Consider the following 20,707-nt stretch of genomic DNA (forward strand, 5'->3'; position numbering starts at 1 on the left):
TTAAATTAGCGACCAGGCGATGGTCTCACCAGCACGCAAAGGGACAATGGTTGCGTCACCCAGCGGCAATTCAGCAGGAATACTTTGCGCCTGTTTTACGAGGGTAATTTTTTTACTATTGCGGGATAAGGAGTAAAAATCAGGCCCAAAGAAACTAGCGAAGCCTTCTAATTTATCCAACTTACCAGCATTCTCAAATGCTTCTGCATATAAACCTAATGCATTAAATGCGCTGTAACAACCAGCACAGCCGCAAGCAGCCTCTTTGGCACCCTTAGCATGTGGAGCACTATCTGTTCCCAGGAAGAACCGAGTATTGCCACTGGTAGCAGCTTCTAGCAATGCAATGCGATGTTCCTCACGCTTTAGTACTGGCAAACAATAATTATGTGGACGTATACCGCCAGCAAAAATCGCATTGCGATTCATCAGCAAATGTTGCGGGGTGATCGTCGCAGCTATCGTAGCTTTTCCTCCAGTCGCTGCATCACGCACATAGTGTGCTGCTTGCTTGGTAGTAATGTGTTCGAACACAATCTTGAGCTCAGGGAAGTCTTTACGCAAAGGCTCAAGAACAAGATCAATAAATACCGCTTCACGATCAAAAATATCAATATCAGCGTGAGTCACTTCACCATGTACCAAGAGTGGCATCCCCACTGCTTGCATTGCCTCTAATGCTTTATAACAACGCTTGATGTCACTAACACCAGCATCGCTATTGGTCGTAGCGCCTGCAGGGTATAACTTGAATCCAACAATACCTGCTGCCTTGGCCTTGTGTACCTCATCAGCAGATGTATTGTCGGTGAGATACAAAGTCATCAGTGGTGTAAAGCTATCAATACTTAATGACTTCAAATTTGATTCGATACGGGCTTGATAAGCTTTTGCCAAATCTACGGTTGTCACAGGCGGCTTTAGATTAGGCATGATGATCGCACGCGCAAATTGACGAGCAGTATCAGCCAATACATCCTTCATGACTTCGCCATCACGAATATGCAAATGCCAGTCATCTGGCTGTACTAATTGAATTTGTGTAGGGCTATTAGTCATATTAATTATTAAGCAAGATGATACGGAAATCATTCACATTCGTCAGTGTAGGGCCAGTTTCCACCAAAGCTCCCAATTCCGCAAAGAAGCCGTAGCAATCATGCGCTGCTAAGAATTTTTCGGGGACAAGATCCTGAGCCTTTCCAGCCTGACGTATATCGGGATCAAACCATGCGCCAGCATTCTTTTCGCTACCATCAATACCATCGGTATCAGCAGCCAAAGCAGCAATCCCAGGCAAATCCGAACTGGCAGCTAACAGTGAGAGTAGATATTCGCTGCAACGACCACCACGGCCCTTTACCCCAGTAGGAATAGTGACAGTACATTCACCACCAGAAATTAGAGCCAATGGCTGATCGCTCTTAGCCAGATAATCTCGAGCCAACTGAGCCTGGCTGATTCCCACCTCTTGGGCCTCTCCTGTAATGGTGTCACCCAAAATAACCGATTCATACCCTTGACTACGAACGTAGTCAGCAGCCGCCTCTAAACTTTTATATGCTGTTGCGATGACATGATTCGCAACTTGTGCATCAACGAGATCCAACTCTTTTAATGTCTCCGGTTTTTTTCCAGCTACACCTTGCTTCAGGTGATTCAAAACTGACATCGGAATTGCATCTTCCCCCAAACGATATTTTTCTAAGATATTGACTGCATCTAAATACGTTGAATAGTCAGCCGCACAAGGGCCGCTTGCAATATCCGCTGGAGAATCACCAGTCACATCAGAAATTAATAAAGCTTCAACTCGAGCACCACGCGCAATTGCAACTCTCGCTAAATTGCCACCTAAAATTGCTGATAAGTGTTTGCGCACCACATTCATCTCTTCAATCGGAGCACCACTACGCAAAAGTGCCTCGGTAGTCTTACGCACATCTTCGATAGAGATGCCGTCAATAGGCAGGGTCAGGAGACTAGAGCCTCCGCCAGAGACCAAAGCGATCAAAACATCGCCAGCTTGAAGCTGCTTAGCCAAAGCCAGCACTTCTTTAGCACCATCCATACCTGCTTGGTCTGGCACTGGATGACCTGCTTCGACGATCTTTATATGAGTAGTTGGCGAGTTGTGGCCATAACGAGTAAGTACAACGCCACTTACCTGAACTTGTGGCCAATGTACTTTGGCATAAGACTCTAGTGCACTCGCCATGGATGCGCTAGCCTTACCAGCACCCACCACCAAGCATTTACCTTGTGGCTCTTGACTAGATGGAAATATCTTTGCCAAACATTGGGGAACAATAATCTGCGGATCAGCTACCGCAACTGCAGCAGCAAAGGCATTTTTCAGAGTAGCCTCTTCTGTAGTGGCTGATCGGTTACTTTGTTGGATCATCAGGCTATTCTAATCAAGTGCAGCACGCTCCTGCATTTGCCACATTTCAGCATATCTGCCTCTAGCAGCAAGCAGCTCAAGATGTGTACCTCGCTCCACAATCTGACCGTGATCCATCACCAAGATTTGATCAGCATGAATAATTGTAGAGAGTCGATGTGCAATGATGAGAGTGGTACGATTTTTTGCCAGACTTAATAACTCCTCCTGAAAAGCTCGCTCTGTTTTAGAGTCCAGAGCAGAAGTAGCTTCATCAAAAATCAACATGGCCGGTTTTTTGAGTAAAGTCCTTGCGATCGCAACCCGCTGCTTCTCACCACCTGACAGTTTTAAGCCTCGCTCACCAACCTGGGCGTCATAACCATCTGGCAGGCGCTTAATAAAACTATCGATTTGGGCAGCTCTTCCAGCCTCATGTACCTCATCAATAGAAGCGGATGGGTCACCATAGGCAATGTTGTAGCCAATAGTGTCATTAAATAAAACAGTGTCTTGAGGAACGATACCGATTGCTTTACGCAAACTCGCCTGTGTCACATCTTGAATATTCTGCCCATCAATCAAGATCTTTCCAGACTGCACATCGTAGAAACGAAAGAGCAATCTAGCTAGGGTACTCTTGCCTGCACCACTCTGACCAACTACCGCCGTAATAGTGCCGGCTGGAACAGTAAAACTAATATCGCGCAAAATCTCGCGCTTTGCATCGTAGTGAAAAGATACATTCTCAAAACGCACATCAGGTCCATGACCTTGATTATCAATATGTAAGGGATGAGCATCAGGAGAATCGGCAATTTCCTTATCAGTATTCAGTAAAGAGAACATGCGATCCATGTCTGTTAATGATTGCTTAATTTCACGGTAGATCACGCCCAAGAAATTAAGCGGAATATATAACTGAATCATCAATGTGTTGACTAAAACAAGGTCGCCTAAGGTCATCGTGCCATTGACTACACCCAGCGTAGCTCGCCACAAAATCAGCATCAAGCCAATTGCAATAATGATTTGTTGGCCTAAGTTTAAGAAGGCTAGGGTCTTCTGAGACTTCACGGCAGCCGATTGATAACGCAATAGATTTTCGTCATAACGACGAGCTTCAAATGCTTCGTTACCAAAATACTTTACTGTTTCAAAATTCAATAAAGAATCAATTGCCTTTTGATTCGCCTTTGAATCCATATCATTCATAGTGCGGCGATAGTGAGTGCGCCACTCGGTCACAACAATAGTAAATACGATGTAAAGAACTAAGGCGGCCAAAGTGATTGCAGCAAACCAAATATCATAGGAGTAGGCAAAGTACCCCAGAACCAAGCAAAACTCGATCAGTGTTGGCAGGATGCTGTAGAGCGAATATGAAATCAGCGACTGGATGCCACGTGTCCCACGCTCAATATCGCGACTTACGCCACCAGTCTGTCTGGCTAGATGAAAGCTCAGTGCCAATGAATGCAAATGCTCAAAGACTTGAAGTGCAACCTTACGAACTGCGTTTTGAGTCACCCTTGCAAAAAGAGCCTCGCGCAGCTCCGCAAATAATGATGCAGAGATTCTTAATAAACCATAAGCAAAAATGATGCCGACTGGAACCACCAATAACGCTTGCGGAGAGTCTGCCTTGACATCCAAAGAGTCAATCAACTCTTTCATCAAAATCGGAATGCCTAAATTGGCGAATTTAGCTGCAATCAAGCAGCTCAGGGCCAGGATGACTCTAAAGCGATACTCTAATAGATAAGGGAGGAGATCGCGAATAACTCGCCAATCACCCCTTTGCGATATCTTTGAATCCGAAGTGTTGTGATGGCGTCCCGATGAATGTCTCATCGTTCTATCTTATTCGCTTCTAGTTCAGCTCGCTGAAAACAATTTCAGAATCGCATCACCGTTGCTAGGAGAAAAACATTTCTTAGCGGCCTCTTTAAATGGGAGCCACTCATAAGCAACATGCTCTCTAGGGGCGAGCGTGATTGAGATATTGTTAGGTACTTGCAATACAAACCAATGTTCAATATTCCTGGTTACGCCGGGAGCATAACGAAAGCGCCACTCAGGATAAATTTCGTATTCGATCTGGTGGTGAAGATTGCGAAGTGCACCTATTGGTAGTTGATCTACCGCAATCCCAGTCTCTTCAAAAACCTCGCGAGTGGCAGCTAAAGCTAGATCCTCATCTGGCGCGTCTAGGCTGCCAGTAACCGATTGCCAAAAGCCTGCCCTATCAGCGCGCTCTATCAATAAAACATCCCCATTCGATTTATAGATAACAACTAAAACCGAAATAGGGATTTTCAAAGTAGTGCTTATTATTGCTGGATGATTTAAGCAGCTGGAGGAGCAGCTTGGCGCAAACGAATATGCAACTCACGCAACTGACGCTCATCCACTGGGCTAGGAGCCTGAGTTAATAGGCATTGTGCACGTTGTGTTTTCGGGAAAGCAATCACATCACGAATAGACTCAGCACCAGTCATCATCGTCACAATTCGATCCAAGCCAAAAGCAATGCCACCGTGGGGCGGGGCCCCATACTGGAGAGCGTCTAACAAAAAGCCAAACTTTGCTTGCGCCTCTTCCGCACCAATCTTCAATGCGCGGAATACTTGGCTTTGAACAGCCTCTTGGTGAATACGTACAGAACCACCACCAATTTCACTACCGTTCAGAACCATGTCATAAGCTTTAGCCAAGCACTTACCTGGGTCAGACTCTAGATACTTCATGTGCTCATCTTTGGGGCTGGTAAACGGATGATGGCAAGCAACCCAACGTGCTTCACCTTCGTCGTAATCAAACATTGGGAAATCCACAACCCACAACGGCTTCCAACCTTCGGTAAATAGTCCATGCTCTTTACCCCAAGCGGAATGGCCAATGCGCAATCGTAGGTTGCCAATAGCATCATTAACGACCTTTTCTTTATCGGCACCAAAGAAAATGATATCGCCGTCTTTTGCGCCGGTGCGCTTCAAGATTCCTTCAATCGCCGCATCATGCAAGTTCTTCACAATCGGCGATTGCAAACCATTGCGACCTTCGGCAACAGAGTTGACTTTGATCCATGCCAAACCTTTAGCACCATAGATGCTTACAAACTGGGTGTAGTCATCGATTTCGCTACGACTAATCTCGGCACCGCCTGGTACACATAAACCAACGACACGGCCACCCTCTTGGTTAGCTGCACCAGAGAAAACCTTGAAGTCAACGTCCTTCATCAAATCCGTTAATTCGGTGAACTCAAAGTTGACGCGCAAATCTGGTTTATCGGAACCAAAACGCGCCATACCCTCTGAGTAAGGCATGGTTGGGAATGGGTTAGGCAATTCGACACTCATGGTTTTCTTGAAAATATGACGGATCATGTTTTCAAATAGCTCACGAATTTCAATTTCGCTCAGGAAGGCAGTTTCACAGTCGATCTGGGTAAATTCAGGTTGACGATCTGCGCGCAAATCTTCATCACGGAAGCACTTAGTAATTTGGTAGTAACGATCAAAACCAGCCACCATCAACAACTGCTTAAATAACTGAGGCGATTGCGGTAAAGCAAAGAACTGCCCATCATGTACACGGGAAGGCACCAAGTAATCGCGCGCACCTTCTGGCGTGCTCTTAGTCAGCATTGGCGTTTCGATATCGATAAAGCCCGCTTCATCTAGATAGCGACGGCACTCCATTGCAACGTTATAACGCAAACGCAAGTTCTTCTGCATTTGCGGACGACGCAAGTCAAGTACACGGTGAGTTAAACGAGTTGTCTCAGATAGGTTCTCATCATCAATCTGAAATGGCGGAGTAATAGAGGCATTCACAATCACCAAGCTATGACAAAGAATCTCTACTTTGCCACTGACCAAGTCATTATTTTCAGTGCCAGCAGGACGTGCGCGCACGAGACCTTTGATTTGAATGCAAAACTCATTACGCACTTGCTCAGCAAGAGCAAACATATCTGGGCGATCGGGATCGCATACAACTTGAACAAAACCTTCGCGGTCACGCAAGTCAATAAAGATCACGCCTCCATGGTCACGACGGCGATTAACCCATCCAGAGAGAGTAACTTCTTGACCAATCAGCGAATCGGTTACTTGGCCGCAAGTGTGGCTACGCATTGACATAACAATTTCCTATAAATCAAAAATGGTGTGGCGACTCAATTGAAGTCAGACCGCTAGAATTATTTGGTGGAACGGATCCCATAGAAACAATGTGTTTCAAGGCCTCTTCAACACTCATCTCCAGTTCGATTGTTTGCGCACGTGGCACGATCATAAAAAAACCAGAGGTAGGGTTTGGAGTGGTCGGCAGAAATACATTCACATATCCCTCGCCCAACTTAGTAGTCACTTCTTTTGCAGGGGTGCCCGTTTGAAATGCGATCACCCATGAATCTGCATGAGGGTAACGAATTAATAAGGCTTTACTAAAAGCCTGACCGCTGCCAGAAAATAAAGTAGATGAAACTTGTTGAACGCTGGAATAGATGGAACGAACAACTGGAATACGATTAACAAATTTGTCCCAGACCTTTAGCCACCATTGCCCAGCAAAATTGATCGCAAGTACGCCAGTGACAACCACCACTGCAACCACAATTAATATACCCACCCCCGGTAACTCACGGAAGTGTTGGAGATCAGCTGCAAACTGGTGAGGGAATACAGCGATGATGGCCTGCATGACCGAGCCAAATACACCGTCGAGCAAGCCCAAGCCCCAGGTAATCACCCAAATGGTGACCGCCATGGGAGCCCATACAAGAATGCCAGCGATAAAGTATTTTTTCATGTGTTCTGCCTAACCCGCTATTTTAGCGGGTTAGCAGCCAATCAGCGATAGACTAATAAATGCCAAGGCCGATGATCAAAATCCCGGCCAAAAATCCACCTGCAAAGAGCAAAGCCCCTGCCACTAGGCGATGGGTGCGTCTTTCTTGCAATAAAAGGGCCTTTAAGACCTCTAATTCGCCGTTTTGGTCTTTAATTTGATGCCGGCCTTGAGCCAAGCTCTCGGCAATCAAACGAGGCAAGGTAGGCAATATTTTGGCCCAGGTAGGTGCTTCTTCCTTTAAGCCATCTAGCAATCCGCGCCAACCCAACTGCTTATCAACCCATTTTTCCAAAATTGGCTTGGCTGTTTTCCATAAATCCAGGTCTGGATCAAGTTGACGCGCCAGACCCTCCACATTCAAGAGTGTCTTTTGCAACAGGGTCAGTTGAGGCTGAATTTCAACCTTGAAGCGACGTGAAGTCTGAAATAAACGCATCAACACCAGGCCCAAAGAAATCTCTTTGAGTGGGCGATCAAAATAAGGCTCACATACAGAGCGCACTGCACCCTCTAATTCTTCTACGCGCGTATTAGCGGGAACCCAACCGGATTCAATATGAAGCTCAGCAACCCGACGGTAATCGCGATTGAAGAAAGCCAAGAAGTTCAATGCTAAATAATTTTTATCAGACTGATTTAAAGCACCAACAATTCCAAAATCTAAGGAAATAAAGCGTCCAAAAGTTTCTGGCTCTAAGCTAATCATGATGTTTCCAGGATGCATGTCTGCGTGGAAAAATCCGTATTCAAAAACCTGGGTGAAAAATATTTCTACGCCATCAGCTGCTAACTTTTTAAAATCCACACCGGCTGCTCGCAGCTCTGCTGTACGTCCAATCGAAATACCATGCATTCTCTCCATGACAATGACATTGGTACGACACAGATCCCAGTACATCTCCGGAATCATGAGTTTCTTGGAGTCCACAAAATATCGCCGCAGTTGGCTTGCATTCGCTGCCTCACGCATAAGGTCAAGCTCATCATGCAAATAGGTGTCGAACTCGGCTACGTTCTCGCGAGGCTTTAAACGGCGGCCATCTTCAGAGCTCTTTTCAATAATCTTGGCAAGGTCGTACATTAAAGCTAGATCACCATCAATGACTGGCAAGATGCCGGGGCGCAAGACTTTAATGGCAATCTCTCGACCTTCCCATTCAGGATGCTTGGTAGTGCCTCGTAAAACTCCAAAGTGCACCTGTGCAACGGATGCGCTAGCGACAGGAGTTGCATCAAAGCTGATAAACACTTCTTCAATTGATTGACCCAGATCTTCTTCAATCAAACGACGAGATTCTTCATTTGAAAATGGCGGAACTTGATCCTGCAACTTTGCTAACTCATTGGCAATATCTTCTGGCAACAAGTCACGGCGCGTAGAAAGTACTTGTCCAAATTTCACAAATATAGGACCAAGCGCTTCTAACGTTAGACGAATACGTTCGCCTCTGGGTAATTTAGTGCCAGGTGAAGTCCAGCACACAACCGTCAAGCAACTACGACCGATGCCTGGCTTGAGAACATCGCGCAATAAGGGCAATAGACCATATCGCCATGCGGTGAAGAAAATAAAACAAAGACGAGCAATACGACGCACGATTATTTGACCTTTTGCTCTATGTGTTGAATGCGCTTTTCTAGACGATCTACTGAATCGCGCAAGTCGTTTAATTCGGATTTACGAGCCATAAAGTCTCGTTTGTTTAAAAGCACTTTTCTCTCTTCGCTCACATACTCCACTAGATTGTCCAGCAAATCACTGGCTGCAGATTGTGTTGCAGAGACAATTTTTTTACCTTGCCTTACCGCAAAGTGGGCAGGTGCATCCCCTATAAAGTGCGCTAAATCCTCTTCATACTCCCAGCGCAACTGAGCAGCCAAGCGCCCAATCAACTGAGCCAAATCAGCATCGCCCGTAATTTTGACCGCCTTGAAAGCTTGTTCACGTAAATTTCCAGAACTGCCAGCCAAGTCGCTTAAAGCTTTTGTAGACACTTCCAGCGCCAAAGATGGGGCCTCCAACTCTTTCAAGCTACCTAATAATCCAGACGCATGAATTTCAAAACAGAGACGTCCAAAAGGAAGTTGGATAAGGACCGTCTTGCCAACATGTTTTGCTAGCTCAGCACAAGCCCAGGGTTCACCACTCAATACATGGTTTATCCCACGGCAAGCAGCGCTCGCGGCAATGGTATGGGTTGAAGAAGATAGTGTATTCATAAGTGTAAAAAACCCGCACTAGTGCGGGTTTTCCAACGGAAAGTACCTTAAGCTTAAACCAACTGAGAAATACCCGCCAGTACCCAGCCTCCAGGACCCTCTACTGGCTTACTTAAATTCCAGATTTCTGAAAAATCACTGGCTGCCGCCCCTGGCTGCTCACGAATAATGCCGCTAAATTGAACGCTACAAACATAATGCGCCTCACTAGTCTCAATCCCCAAAAGTCGGGCGTTGATAGTAATCACATCTGTTTGATTGGCGCTATCACTTCGCCCCGCCAAATCTTGTTGAATTGTTGAAAACATTTCAGGGGTAGTAAATTCACTTAAGGAAGCCAGATCACCCAAATCCCATGCTTTTTGCAAAGTCACAAAATACTGTTTTGCATTTTCTAAGAATGTACGCTCATCGAAACCAGGTGGCAAAGTTGAAACAAAAGCCTCAGGTTCAGCACTAACACCAGCAAATGCATTTGCAGCAGGCGTAAAACCAGGTTCTTGTCTACTTAATGCATCTACAGAAGTTCGTTGCATACCCGAGGTAGGCACATTGGAATTCTGGGTAGCTCCTGATAACGCTGGAAGTAGGCGACGGATGATGAACATGATGACAAAACCGGCAAGCATAGCAATTAGCAAACCAGTAATGAGTGAGGATGCAGCTTCACCCAAACCAAAATGAGATAAGAGATAGCCGATACCTAGACCTGCGGCCAGCCCACCTAAGATGCCACCCATACCACCAAACCTACTTGGGGCTGGAGCTTGTGGGGCTGCGCTTGGAGCTGCAGGTTGTGCCTGAGCAGGTTGTGCTGGCTTTTGAATAGGAGTAGCTTGCCTCTGAATTGGGGCGCTTGGGGCTCGTCCGAAACTTCTGCCGCCACCCAATCGTCCTGCCTCAGCAGAACTAATGGATGCAAATACCAGAATCATGCTCAAGAAAACTGCTTTAAAAAAATGTTGATTCATTTTTACATACCCCTTCGAATAACTTCTGCACTGCTTTAGTTTTTAAAGGCTTAAAAACTATACATCTATCAGTATTTAATACCAATATGTAAAGCTACGATACCCCCGGTCATTCTGTGGGTTTCAACTTCATCAAAACCAACGCCTAGCATCATTTCTTTTAGCGCCTCTGCATCAGGATGCATACGAATCGATTCAGCTAAATAACGATAGCTTTCTGAATCTTGTGCAATTTTTTCACCCAACCAAGGCAATACCTTGAATGAATATGCGTCATAGACTGGCTGCAAAAAGTCATCCGGCTTAGAGAACTCTAAAACCATCACTCGACCGCCCGGCTTGATGACGCGACACATTTCCCCTAGGGCAATATCTTTGTGGGTCATGTTACGCAAACCAAAAGCAACGGTTACAACATCAAAATGATTATTTGGGAATGGAATTTTTTCTGCATCAAATTGTACGCAGGGTAAGGCCATGCCTTTATCAAGCAAGCGATCCCTACCAACGCCCAACATGGACGCATTAATGTCACTTAACCAAACTTGAGCCTCAGGGTTATGACCCCAAGCTGTCGCCTTAGCAAACGCTGCAGCCAAATCTCCGGTGCCGCCGGCAATATCCAATACTTTTTGACCAGGACGTACATTTGCTCTAGCAATCGTTATTTTTTTCCACACGCGATGTAACCCAAATGACATTAAGTCATTCATCACATCATATTTGCTGGCTACCGAATGAAATACCTCAGCAACTTTGCCAGCCTTCTCGCCCTCGTCAACGCTTTGATAACCGAAGTGAGTTTTACTCATTAGTGGCTTCCACAAGAATGCCCCTGCTTAATCATGGGCGCATCACGATCAAGACCTGCAGCGGCTAATTTATCTAAATACTCTTTCCATACTTGCTCGTGGTTCTCGCACAAGAAATATAAGTAATCCCAAGAATAGAGGCCTGAATCATGGCCATCAGAAAACGTAGGTTTTAGGGCGTAATGTCCCACGGGCTCAAGATTCGCAATCAATACATCCCGCTTACCGGTCTGCAGAGTCTCTTGACCAGGTCCATGTCCTTGCACCTCAGCAGATGGCGAAACCACTCTGAGCAACTCAAAAGGCAGGCGATAAGTACTGCCATTTTCATAAGCAAGCTCCAAGACCTTAGTCTGTTGGTGCACAACGATATTCGTTGGAATCATTAAACCAAGACCCTTTCGATGCCACCTTGGTTTGCTTTAGCGACGTAATCTTGCATCCAGTTTTCACCGAGTAGCTTTTGAGCCATCTCAACGACAATGTAATCTGCAGTGGTATCACTATCTGCATCAAAGCGAGTTAAGCCTTGCAAACAAGAAGGGCAGCTGGTGAGTACTTTCACATCACCAGTAAAGTTGTCCTTACGCAAATCGTTGGCGCCTTTTTCCATCTCAATTTGTTTGCGAAAGCGTACTTGAGTAGAAATATCAGGACGTGTCACAGCTAATGTGCCGGATTCACCACAGCAGCGATCATTCTTCGCAATTGCTTTGCCATCTTCTAGCTGAATTAGCTCATTGACAGTCTTCAAAGGATCTTGCAATTTCATTGGAGAGTGGCACGGATCGTGATACATATACTTCACGCCCTTGACTCCAGAGAGCTTAACGCCCTTCTCTGCCAAAAATTCATGAATATCAATAATGCGGCAGCCTGGGAAGATTTGTTCAAACTGATAACCAGCCAATTGGTCATAGCAAGTTCCACAAGAAACAACTACCGTTTTGATATCTAAATAATTCAGAGTATTGGCCACGCGATGGAATAACACACGGTTATCCGTAATCATCTTCTCGGCTTTGTCAAAGTCACCATTGCCGCGTTGTGGATAACCGCAGCATAAGTAACCCGGTGGCAAGACAGTTTGTACACCCACATTCCACAACATAGCTTGAGTAGCTAAACCGACTTGGGAGAACAAGCGTTCAGAACCGCAACCCGGGAAGTAAAACACTGCCTCAGTATCAGCAGAGGTTGTTTTTGGATCCCGAATAATCGGGACATAATTCGCATCTTCGATATCCAAGAGTGCGCGAGCAGTTTTCTTAGGTAAGTTACCTGGCATCTTCTTATTTACAAAGAAAATAACCTGCTCTTTAATGCTCGGCTTACCTACTGTTGCAGGAGGATGGGCAGTTTGTTGCTTTGCAAACTTACGCAGAACATCATTGCCTAAGCGTTGCAGCTTGTAACCCCAACCAATCATGGTCTTACGAGCCAGATGAATACTCTCTGGGCTAGTTGCATTCAAGAAAAACATCGATGCTGCAGTACCAGGATTGAAGCGCTGCTGACCCATCTTGCGCAATAAGTTGCGCATATTCATAGTCACATCACCAAAGTCAATTTTGACTGGGCAAGGAGTTAAGCACTTATGGCAGACGGTGCAATGTGCAGCAACGTCATCAAACATTTCCCAATGTCGAATCGACACGCCACGGCGCGTTTGTTCTTCATATAGGAAGGCTTCGATTAATAGTGATGTTGCTAGGATCTTATCGCGTGGACTGTAAAGAAGGTTGGCGCGTGGCACATGCGTTGAGCAAACGGGTTTGCATTTGCCACAACGCAAACAATCTTTCACACTATCAGCAATCGCACCAATATCACTTTGTTGCATGATTATGGACTCATGCCCCATCAAACCAAAGCTCGGTGTATAGGCCATGCTGAGATCAGCATGCGGCATTAACTTGCCTTTGTTGAAACGACCCTCTGGATCAACGCGATTCTTATAGCTACGGAAGTCTTTGAGTTCAGCTTCAGTCAAATACTCAAGCTTAGTAATACCAATACCATGTTCACCTGAAATCACGCCATCTAAAGAGCGTGCCAGCTTCATAATGCGATCTACGGCACGATGTGCATCTTGCAACATCTCGTAGTCATCAGAGTTGACTGGAATATTGGTGTGTACATTTCCGTCGCCTGCATGCATATGCAGCGCTACAAATACACGCTTACGCAAAATGTTTTTGTGAATCGCTTCTAACTCGGCAAGAATAGGTTCGAATGCTAAGCCGCCAAAGATGATACGTAACTCAGAACGGACCTCTTCTTTCCATGAAGCACGCAAACTGTAATCTTGCAGTTGTGGAAAATAAGTATCCATTTGCAAGAGCCAATCAGCCCAGCGGGTGCGTACCTTTGCAATGAGCTCGAGAGCCTGTTGAACGCGATCTCCAAGGATCTCTGCAGTTGGAATTTCATACTCAGCATCGCTCTTACCTAATGGCAAAGCACTCTTTTTCAAAAAGGTTTCGAGGCCATCCAAAACTTGTAATTTGTTCTTAAGAGAGAGCTCAATATTGATACGATCAATACCGTCGGTGTACTCACCCATGCGCGGCAAAGGAATGACGACATCTTCGTTGATCTTAAAAGCATTGGTATGACGGGCAATAGCAGCTGTGCGGGCACGGTCTAACCAGAATTTCTTGCGAGCTTCAGCGCTAACCGCCACAAAGCCCTCCCCAACCCGAAGGTTGGCCATGCGGACAACTTCACTAGTGGCAGCAGCTACTGCTTCCTCGTTATCGCCCGCAATATCACCAATTAATACCATCTTCGGTAAGCTATTGCGCTTTGATTTTGTTGAGTAGCCGACCGCGCGTAAATAACGATCGTCTAAATGCTCAAGACCAGCCAAAATTGGACCGCCCTGCTTGCTTAAACCATCTAGATAGGCTTTGATCTCAACAATACTCGGAATTGCTTCGCGTGCTTGACCAAAAAACTCTAAACAAACAGTGCGCATAAATTTAGGCATGCTATGCAAGATCCAAGTTGCGCTAGTAATCAAACCATCGCAACCTTCTTTTTGCACGCCAGGTAAACCTGATAAAAATTTATCAGTAACGTCTTTACCCAAACCTTCTTTACGGAAACGCTTACCTTCGACTTCTAATAATTCCGTTTTTAGAATGCGCTGACCAGGCTCACCATTACCATCAGACCAAGTGAGCTGAAAACGCACAGTTGCAACATCGTGAATCTTGCCGAGGTTGTGCTCAAGACGTACAACGTCGAGCCAATTTCCCTGAGGATCCACCATACGCCAGCTAGCTAAGTTATCGAGAGCAGTACCCCAGAGGACTGCTTTTTTACCGCCGGCATTCATTGCAATGTTGCCGCCAATACAGCTTGCATCAGCAGAAGTAGGATCTACCGCAAACACTAAGCCAGCATGCTCTGCAGCATCTGCTACTCGGCGCGTTACTACGCCGGCACCTGTAAAGATGGTTGACACTTCATGATCAACCCCTGGTAGATGTTGAGACTTCACTGCACCAATATCTTGCAATTTTTCTGTATTAATCACCGCAGACATTGCATACAGCGGAATGGCGCCACCGGTATAACCAGTACCACCTCCACGAGGAATAATCGTGAGGCCTAATTCCACGCACGCTTTTACTAAGCCTGGAATTTCTGATTCGTAATCTGGCTTCAAGACAACTAATGGAAATTCAACGCGCCAGTCCGTTGCATCAGTAACATGCGCTGCACGTGATACGCCATCAAAACAAATATTGTCGCTAGCAGTGTGACGCCCTAATTCTTTGCGAGCACGTTTCCGTATTTGCTCGACCTCTTTAAAACCATTTTCAAAATTTTCGATTGCGCGATAAGCAGCCGCCAACAAAACTTCTACTTGCTCAGTAGAGTCACCTTTGTTGCGCTTCTTCACTTCGCCCAAACGATGCCATAAGGCATCAACTAATTGCTGACGACGTTTGGGACTATCCAATAAATCATCTTGCAAAAATGGGTTGCGCTGTACCACCCAAATGTCGCCCAGAATTTCAAACAACATGCGGGCTGAACGTCCAGTACGGCGAACGCCACGCAGCTCATTCAGAACACGCCAAGACTCCTCGCCCAATAAGCGAATGACAATTTCTCGATCAGAAAAGGAGGTGTAGTTGTAGGGGATTTCACGAAGGCGGGGAGAGCCCGCTTCAGCATCCAACAACTGGTTCAAAGCTAGAGGTGCGTTCATAGCGACATATTTTATAAATAAGCATTTTAATAGAGCGAACCTGATAGTGGCAGGAAACAGAGAAAGTTGCTCCCCGAGAAGATAAACCCTTGCAAATCTAAGGGCTTAGGAGCCATCCGTGGTACGCTCATCGGATGGCAACGAACTATTTAAAGAAAATTTTATCGGCTCGCGTCTATGACGTGGCCAGAGAAACAGAGCTACAGCTGGCCCCCGAACTAACTAAGCGTTTGGGCAACCAAGTGCTACTGAAAAGGGAGGACAACCAGCCGGTTTTCTCCTTCAAACTCCGTGGCGCCTATAACAAAATGGCCCATTTACCCCCAGAAGCCCTCAAACGCGGGGTTATCGCGGCTTCCGCAGGAAATCATGCCCAGGGTGTAGCCCTTTCAGCAGCCAAAATGAAGTGCAAAGCTGTCATCGTTATGCCCGTGACGACTCCCAGTCTCAAAATCGACGCAGTAAAGGCTAGAGGCGGCTCTTGGGTGGAGATCATTCTGCACGGAGAGTCCTATAGCGACGCCTTTAAACATTCAGAAGCGATTGCCAAAAAACGGGGTTTGACCTTTGTGCACCCATTTGACGATCCTGATGTTATCGCTGGGCAAGGTACTATTGCGCATGAAATTTTTACTCAATATGAAAAACCAATTGATGCTGTTTTTGTTGCAATTGGTGGAGGTGGCTTAATTTCTGGCATTGGTGAATATATCAAAGCCGTTAGCCCAAAGACCAAAGTCATTGGCGTGCAAGCCTCAGACTCGGATGCGATGAATCAATCACTCAAAGCAAACAAGCGTATTGAGATGAAAGATGTTGGTTTATTTTCTGATGGCACTGCCGTCAAATTGGTTGGCAAAGAAACTTTCCGCATCTGTAAAAAAGTGGTTGATGAAATCATCACGGTCGACACCGATGAGATCTGTGCAGCTATTAGTGATGTTTTCACGGATACCCGTAGCATCCTTGAGCCCGCTGGAGCCTTAGCTATTGCGGGCATGAAGAAGTATGTAGAAAAGAAACGTATCAAAAAGAAAACGCTTGTAGCCGTTGCCTGTGGTGCCAATATGAATTTCAGCCGCCTGCGCTTTGTGGCAGAGCGTGCAGATGTTGGTGAGTTCCGTGAAGCAGTATTTGCTGTAACTATTCCGGAAGAACGCGGATCCTTTAAGCGTTTTTGTGAACTGCTTGGAAAGCGAAATGTCACCGAATTCAACTATCGCATCGGCGATCAAAGTGAAGCGCATATTTTTGTAGGCATTAGCACGCAAAAAGCTGGTGACAACGAAGTCATTGCGAAACATTTTCGTAAGGCCAAGTTTGCAACCATTGATCTCACGCATGATGAGCTAGGAAAGTCCCACTTGCGCCATATGGTGGGCGGCCATTCTGCCCTTGCCAAAGATGAATTGCTCTACCGTTTTGAATTCCCTGAGCGTCCAGGCGCTTTGATGAAGTTCTTGACTAGCATGGCGCCCAACTGGAATATCAGCTTATTTCATTATCGGAACCATGGCGCTGATTACGGCCGCATCTTAATAGGGATCCAAGTTCCTCAGAATGAACAGAAGAAATTTCAAAGCTTCTTAGCAACTTTGGGCTATCCGCACTGGGACGAGAGCAATAACCCTGCTTATCGTCTGTTTCTGAAATAAGGTGTAATTCGCAAGATGTCCTATACGCTCACCGGAAAACTTGTCGTTGCGATTTCATCGCGCGCCTTGTTTGATTTTGAAGAAGAAAATCGCATCTTCGAATCTACTGATGACAGCGCCTATATGAAGTTACAGCTTGAGCGCCTCAGTGAAGCAGCTCAAAAAGGGGTTGCCTTTCCGCTAGTTAAAAAACTGCTCGCATTCAATGATGAAGGCGAGCAGCGCGTAGAGGTAGTAATTCTCTCTCGCAATGATCCTGTTAGTGGCTTGCGAGTCTTCCGATCTGCAGAGCACCATGGTCTGCATCTAGAACGTGGTGTATTTACTAGAGGGCGCCCTCCTTATCACTACCTACGCTCACTGCACGCTAATCTCTTCTTATCTGCCAATGAAGATGATGTGCGGGCGACAATTGACGCTGGCTTCCCCGCAGCACGGGTTTACCCAGAATCTAGTAAGACAGCTGAATCACATCCGAATGAAATTCGCATTGCATTCGACGGAGATGCCGTACTCTTTTCTGATGAAGCCGAACAGGTCTTCCAGAAAAAAGGGCTCGAAGCCTTTGTGGATCACGAGAGCAAGAAGGTCGATATACCCTTGCCTCCAGGTCCTTTTAAACCACTACTTGAGGCGCTTCACAGACTACAACGCTCTACAAGTGAAAACGGTATGCGCATTCGTACTGCATTAGTGACAGCACGTTCTGCACCAGCACATGAGCGTGCGATTCGAACTCTGATGGCATGGGGAATCGATGTCGATGAGGCGATGTTCTTAGGCGGCCTGTCCAAAAGTGAATTCTTAAGAGAGTTCGAGCCAGATTTTTTCTTTGATGATCAAACTGGTCATTGCCAGTCAGCAGCTTCAGTTGCACCAACAGGTCACGTTGTATCTGGCGTCTCTAATAAACCCAAGAATCAAAACTAAATTAAAAAGTATTTCATGGCAACGTTAGCTCTTGGACAATCAACACAATACCCAGATCAATATGATCCGAGCTTGCTATTTCCGATTCCAAGGGCTGAGAACAGAAAAAAGCTTGGTCTCAAAGAAGGTCAGACATTACCGTTCGTAGGTGTTGATATTTGGAATGCTTTTGAGCTCAGCTGGCTCAATAAAAAAGGTAAGCCGCAAATTGCATTGGCAGAGTTTCAGATTCCTGCAGACTCGCCAAATATGATTGAGTCTAAGTCTTTCAAGCTTTACCTCAATAGCCTGAACGGCGCACGCTTTGAAGATGAGCATGAAGTTCAGGAAAGACTCATCACTGATTTATCCGCAGTTGCTGGCAGCAAGATCACTACTCGCATAAACCCCACAGAAAGCATTGCTAAAAAAGGTATGCAGGAGATGGGCGGTATTTTGATGGATCGTCTTGATATTGAAGTAGACCCCAACCTGACTGCTGACCCAAGCCTCTTGGGGGTGAATGAGTCTTTTGGTCCAATTGAGCAATGCTTAGTCTCTCACCTCCTCAAATCAAACTGCCCTGTCACAGGTCAACCCGATTGGGCCAGCGTACAAATACGCTATCAAGGCAGACCCATTTTGGAAGAGGGTTTATTGCGCTACCTTATTGGCTTTAGACAATTGGGCGAGTTTCACGAACATTGCGTAGAAACGATCTTTACTGATATCAAACGCCAGTGTAAACCTGAAAAGTTGTCAGTCTATGCCCGCTACACAAGACGCGGTGGCTTAGATATCAACCCGTTCCGCACGGATCACAATTCACCTTGGCCAGAGAATATTCGGCACGCAAGACAGTAAATAAAAACCCCTTGTAGGAAATCCTAGAAGGGGTTTTTGCTATCCAACTCACCAGTCCGTGACCGATGCGTTGTTTAGTAATTCTTAGAACGGAATATCGTCATCCATTGCACCGAGTGATGCAGCATTAGATGAGGCTGGAGCAGACTGCTCAACCGGCTTTGAGCGCGCATAGCTTTCGCCGCCGTCACCGCTTCCACCTACTGGCTTGCCACCAAGCATTTGCATTGTTTCTGCAACGATTTCTGTGGAATATTTTTCTTGCCCACTAGCATCAGTCCATTTACGTGTGCGCAAACGTCCTTCAACATAAACTTGTGAACCTTTTTTGAGGTACTGACCAGCGATTTCTGCAAGCTTCCCAAAGAATGCAACGCGATGCCATTCTGTGGTTTCTTTCATTTCGCCAGTTTGTTTGTCTTTGTAGCGATCAGATGTTGCTACTGAAATGTTTGTAACGGCGTCGCCACTTGGCATATAACGCGTTTCTGGATCACGTCCTACATTACCTACGATGATGACCTTATTTACCGAAGCCATGTTGTCTCCCGAAGAAAAATACTGCTGTTATTACTACTAAAAATAAACTGCTCGGCTTAATTGAATCAATGAAGCTGCGGTTATGTCTTTGTGACTGCATCCTTGGAGTCTGCTGATCTCGTTGGCATTTCACCCATCGACCAAGCAATTATAAGCCAGCAAACCAAGAGGGATGCACCCATGGCAAAGACCGATAAATCACCATGGCTATCCATCAAATAACCACCAATAACAGCCCCTGAGAAGAGGCCAATCGATTGAGTAGTGTTGTAGATGCCTAAGGCAGTGCCCTTAGATTCTTTAGCAAAACGTGACACCAGTGAGGGCTGTAATGCTTCGAGTAAATTGAAGCCTACAAAATAAACCAGCAATGCAGCTGCGATCGTCATTACTGAATTTGCTTGTGTAAAGATCAATTCTGCAACCAGCAATAAAACAATTGCGGCTAACAATATCGCTCTTAACTGTTGCTTCTTCTCGCCGTAAATAATAGCTGGGGCCATGAAGAAAAAAGAGAGCAGCACAACAGGTAAATAAATTTCCCAATGAGATGAAAGGGGTAAACCCGCCTGCACCAATAAACGCGGCACAACCAAGAACATGGCTACTTGCGTAGCGTGCAAAACAAATACGCCAATATTTAAGCGTACTAACTCTGGCCTAAAAAATACTTCTTTGAGAGGGGCTTGTTGAATTTTGACTTCAGGCTTGGTTGTCGGTAAAACGTAATAAGTCACAAACATCGCCGTTACACCAAGTACCGCTAGGACGATAAAAATTCCGCCCAAACTAATGACGCGGTAGATCGGCGCAGCGATCACCAATGACAAAGCAAATGAGAGAGCAATACTGCCGCCGACCAGTGCCATTGCCCGAGTGCGTACTTGCTCACGAGTTAAATCAGCTACCCAGGCAGAAATTGCTGCTGAGACCGCTCCAGCGCCCATCACCCCACGCCCAATGGCAATCCAGAGTAAATCGTCCTTGGCTGCGCAGATCAGGGCACCAGCCACAAATAGGGACAGACCCCATAGAACAACGGGCTTACGACCAATTCGATCTGATAAACGACCTAAAGGGATATAAAAACAGGCCTGAACAATATTGAAGATCCCCAGGGTAAGGCCTACCCAAAGAGCATGTTCACCGCCTGGCAAGCCCCGCGCATGGATGCTAAAGACAGGCAAAAGCAAGAATAGGCCCAGCATTCGGAGGCCAAAGATGCCCGCTAAGGCCAGAGTGGATCGGAGTTCAGAAGGATTCAT

General features: G+C 46.0%; 17 protein-coding genes. 3 read left to right on the forward strand and 14 right to left on the reverse strand.

Annotated features, from left to right (window positions below; translation table 11 throughout):
- The 12 genes from pyrC to FD961_RS08500 form a co-directional block, all read right to left on the reverse strand.
- Positions 1-1,059, reverse strand: a complete 1,059-nt coding sequence (pyrC, locus tag FD961_RS08445) for a dihydroorotase (RefSeq protein WP_215393457.1) — start codon at positions 1,057-1,059, stop codon at positions 1-3.
- A 1-nt stretch (position 1,060) separates the two neighbouring features.
- The gene (locus FD961_RS08450; protein ID WP_215393458.1) at positions 1,061-2,404 is read right to left on the reverse strand and encodes a glycerate kinase; all 1,344 of its coding nucleotides are present in this window, start codon (positions 2,402-2,404) and stop codon (positions 1,061-1,063) included.
- A gap of 9 nt (positions 2,405-2,413) precedes the next feature.
- The gene (locus FD961_RS08455) at positions 2,414-4,237 is read right to left on the reverse strand and encodes an ABC transporter ATP-binding protein/permease (protein ID WP_215393459.1); all 1,824 of its coding nucleotides are present in this window, start codon (positions 4,235-4,237) and stop codon (positions 2,414-2,416) included.
- Between the two features lie 24 nt (positions 4,238-4,261).
- Entirely contained in the window at positions 4,262-4,705 is a 444-nt protein-coding gene (nudB, locus tag FD961_RS08460; protein WP_215393460.1) for a dihydroneopterin triphosphate diphosphatase, read from the reverse strand.
- Between the two features lie 26 nt (positions 4,706-4,731).
- Positions 4,732-6,534, reverse strand: a complete 1,803-nt coding sequence (gene aspS / locus FD961_RS08465; RefSeq protein WP_215393461.1) for an aspartate--tRNA ligase — start codon at positions 6,532-6,534, stop codon at positions 4,732-4,734.
- 16 nt (positions 6,535-6,550) lie between these two features.
- Positions 6,551-7,204, reverse strand: a complete 654-nt coding sequence (locus tag FD961_RS08470) for a DUF502 domain-containing protein (RefSeq protein WP_215393462.1) — start codon at positions 7,202-7,204, stop codon at positions 6,551-6,553.
- A gap of 52 nt (positions 7,205-7,256) precedes the next feature.
- The gene (ubiB, locus tag FD961_RS08475) at positions 7,257-8,843 is read right to left on the reverse strand and encodes a ubiquinone biosynthesis regulatory protein kinase UbiB (protein ID WP_071466184.1); all 1,587 of its coding nucleotides are present in this window, start codon (positions 8,841-8,843) and stop codon (positions 7,257-7,259) included.
- 2 nt (positions 8,844-8,845) lie between these two features.
- Positions 8,846-9,466 carry an SCP2 domain-containing protein gene (locus FD961_RS08480; protein ID WP_215393463.1) on the reverse strand — a complete coding sequence of 207 codons (621 nt, stop codon included), beginning with the start codon at positions 9,464-9,466 and terminating at the stop codon, positions 8,846-8,848.
- A 53-nt stretch (positions 9,467-9,519) separates the two neighbouring features.
- Positions 9,520-10,437, reverse strand: coding sequence for a Tim44 domain-containing protein (locus tag FD961_RS08485; protein WP_215393464.1), 918 nt, complete (start codon positions 10,435-10,437; stop codon positions 9,520-9,522).
- Positions 10,438-10,505: 68 nt separating this feature from the next.
- Positions 10,506-11,249 carry a bifunctional demethylmenaquinone methyltransferase/2-methoxy-6-polyprenyl-1,4-benzoquinol methylase UbiE gene (gene ubiE, locus FD961_RS08490; RefSeq protein WP_215393465.1) on the reverse strand — a complete coding sequence of 248 codons (744 nt, stop codon included), beginning with the start codon at positions 11,247-11,249 and terminating at the stop codon, positions 10,506-10,508.
- Positions 11,249-11,635 carry a gamma-butyrobetaine hydroxylase-like domain-containing protein gene (locus tag FD961_RS08495; protein WP_215393466.1) on the reverse strand — a complete coding sequence of 129 codons (387 nt, stop codon included), beginning with the start codon at positions 11,633-11,635 and terminating at the stop codon, positions 11,249-11,251. The genes ubiE and FD961_RS08495 overlap by 1 nt, the downstream gene beginning before the upstream one ends.
- Positions 11,635-15,474: an FAD/FMN-binding oxidoreductase gene (locus tag FD961_RS08500; protein ID WP_215393467.1), complete on the reverse strand. Its 3,840-nt coding sequence runs from the start codon at positions 15,472-15,474 to the stop codon at positions 11,635-11,637. Before FD961_RS08500 ends, FD961_RS08495 begins: the two co-directional genes overlap by 1 nt.
- 134 nt (positions 15,475-15,608) lie before the next feature.
- On the opposite strand from FD961_RS08500, the gene ilvA reads away from it, so the two are divergent.
- Genes ilvA through queF form a run of 3 tightly spaced genes read left to right on the forward strand, consistent with a single transcriptional unit; the run spans position 15,609 to position 18,902 of the window.
- Positions 15,609-17,129: a threonine ammonia-lyase, biosynthetic gene (ilvA, locus tag FD961_RS08505; RefSeq protein ID WP_071466189.1), complete on the forward strand. Its 1,521-nt coding sequence runs from the start codon at positions 15,609-15,611 to the stop codon at positions 17,127-17,129.
- 15 nt (positions 17,130-17,144) lie between these two features.
- Positions 17,145-18,059, forward strand: a complete 915-nt coding sequence (locus tag FD961_RS08510) for a 5'-nucleotidase (RefSeq protein WP_071466190.1) — start codon at positions 17,145-17,147, stop codon at positions 18,057-18,059.
- 15 nt (positions 18,060-18,074) lie between these two features.
- Entirely contained in the window at positions 18,075-18,902 is an 828-nt protein-coding gene (queF, locus tag FD961_RS08515) for an NADPH-dependent 7-cyano-7-deazaguanine reductase QueF (RefSeq protein WP_215393468.1), read from the forward strand.
- An 84-nt stretch (positions 18,903-18,986) separates the two neighbouring features.
- Here the strand turns inward: queF and ssb are convergent, their stop codons facing one another.
- Positions 18,987-19,442 (reverse strand): single-stranded DNA-binding protein, encoded by a 456-nt coding sequence (ssb, locus tag FD961_RS08520; protein WP_071466192.1) that lies wholly within the window; start codon positions 19,440-19,442, stop codon positions 18,987-18,989.
- 80 nt (positions 19,443-19,522) lie between these two features.
- On the reverse strand, positions 19,523-20,707 hold the full coding sequence (locus FD961_RS08525) for an MFS transporter (protein ID WP_215393469.1): 1,185 nt from the start codon (positions 20,705-20,707) through the stop codon (positions 19,523-19,525).

It is taken from the genome of Polynucleobacter sp. TSB-Sco08W16 (assembly GCF_018687455.1).
GTDB lineage: Bacteria > Pseudomonadota > Gammaproteobacteria > Burkholderiales > Burkholderiaceae > Polynucleobacter.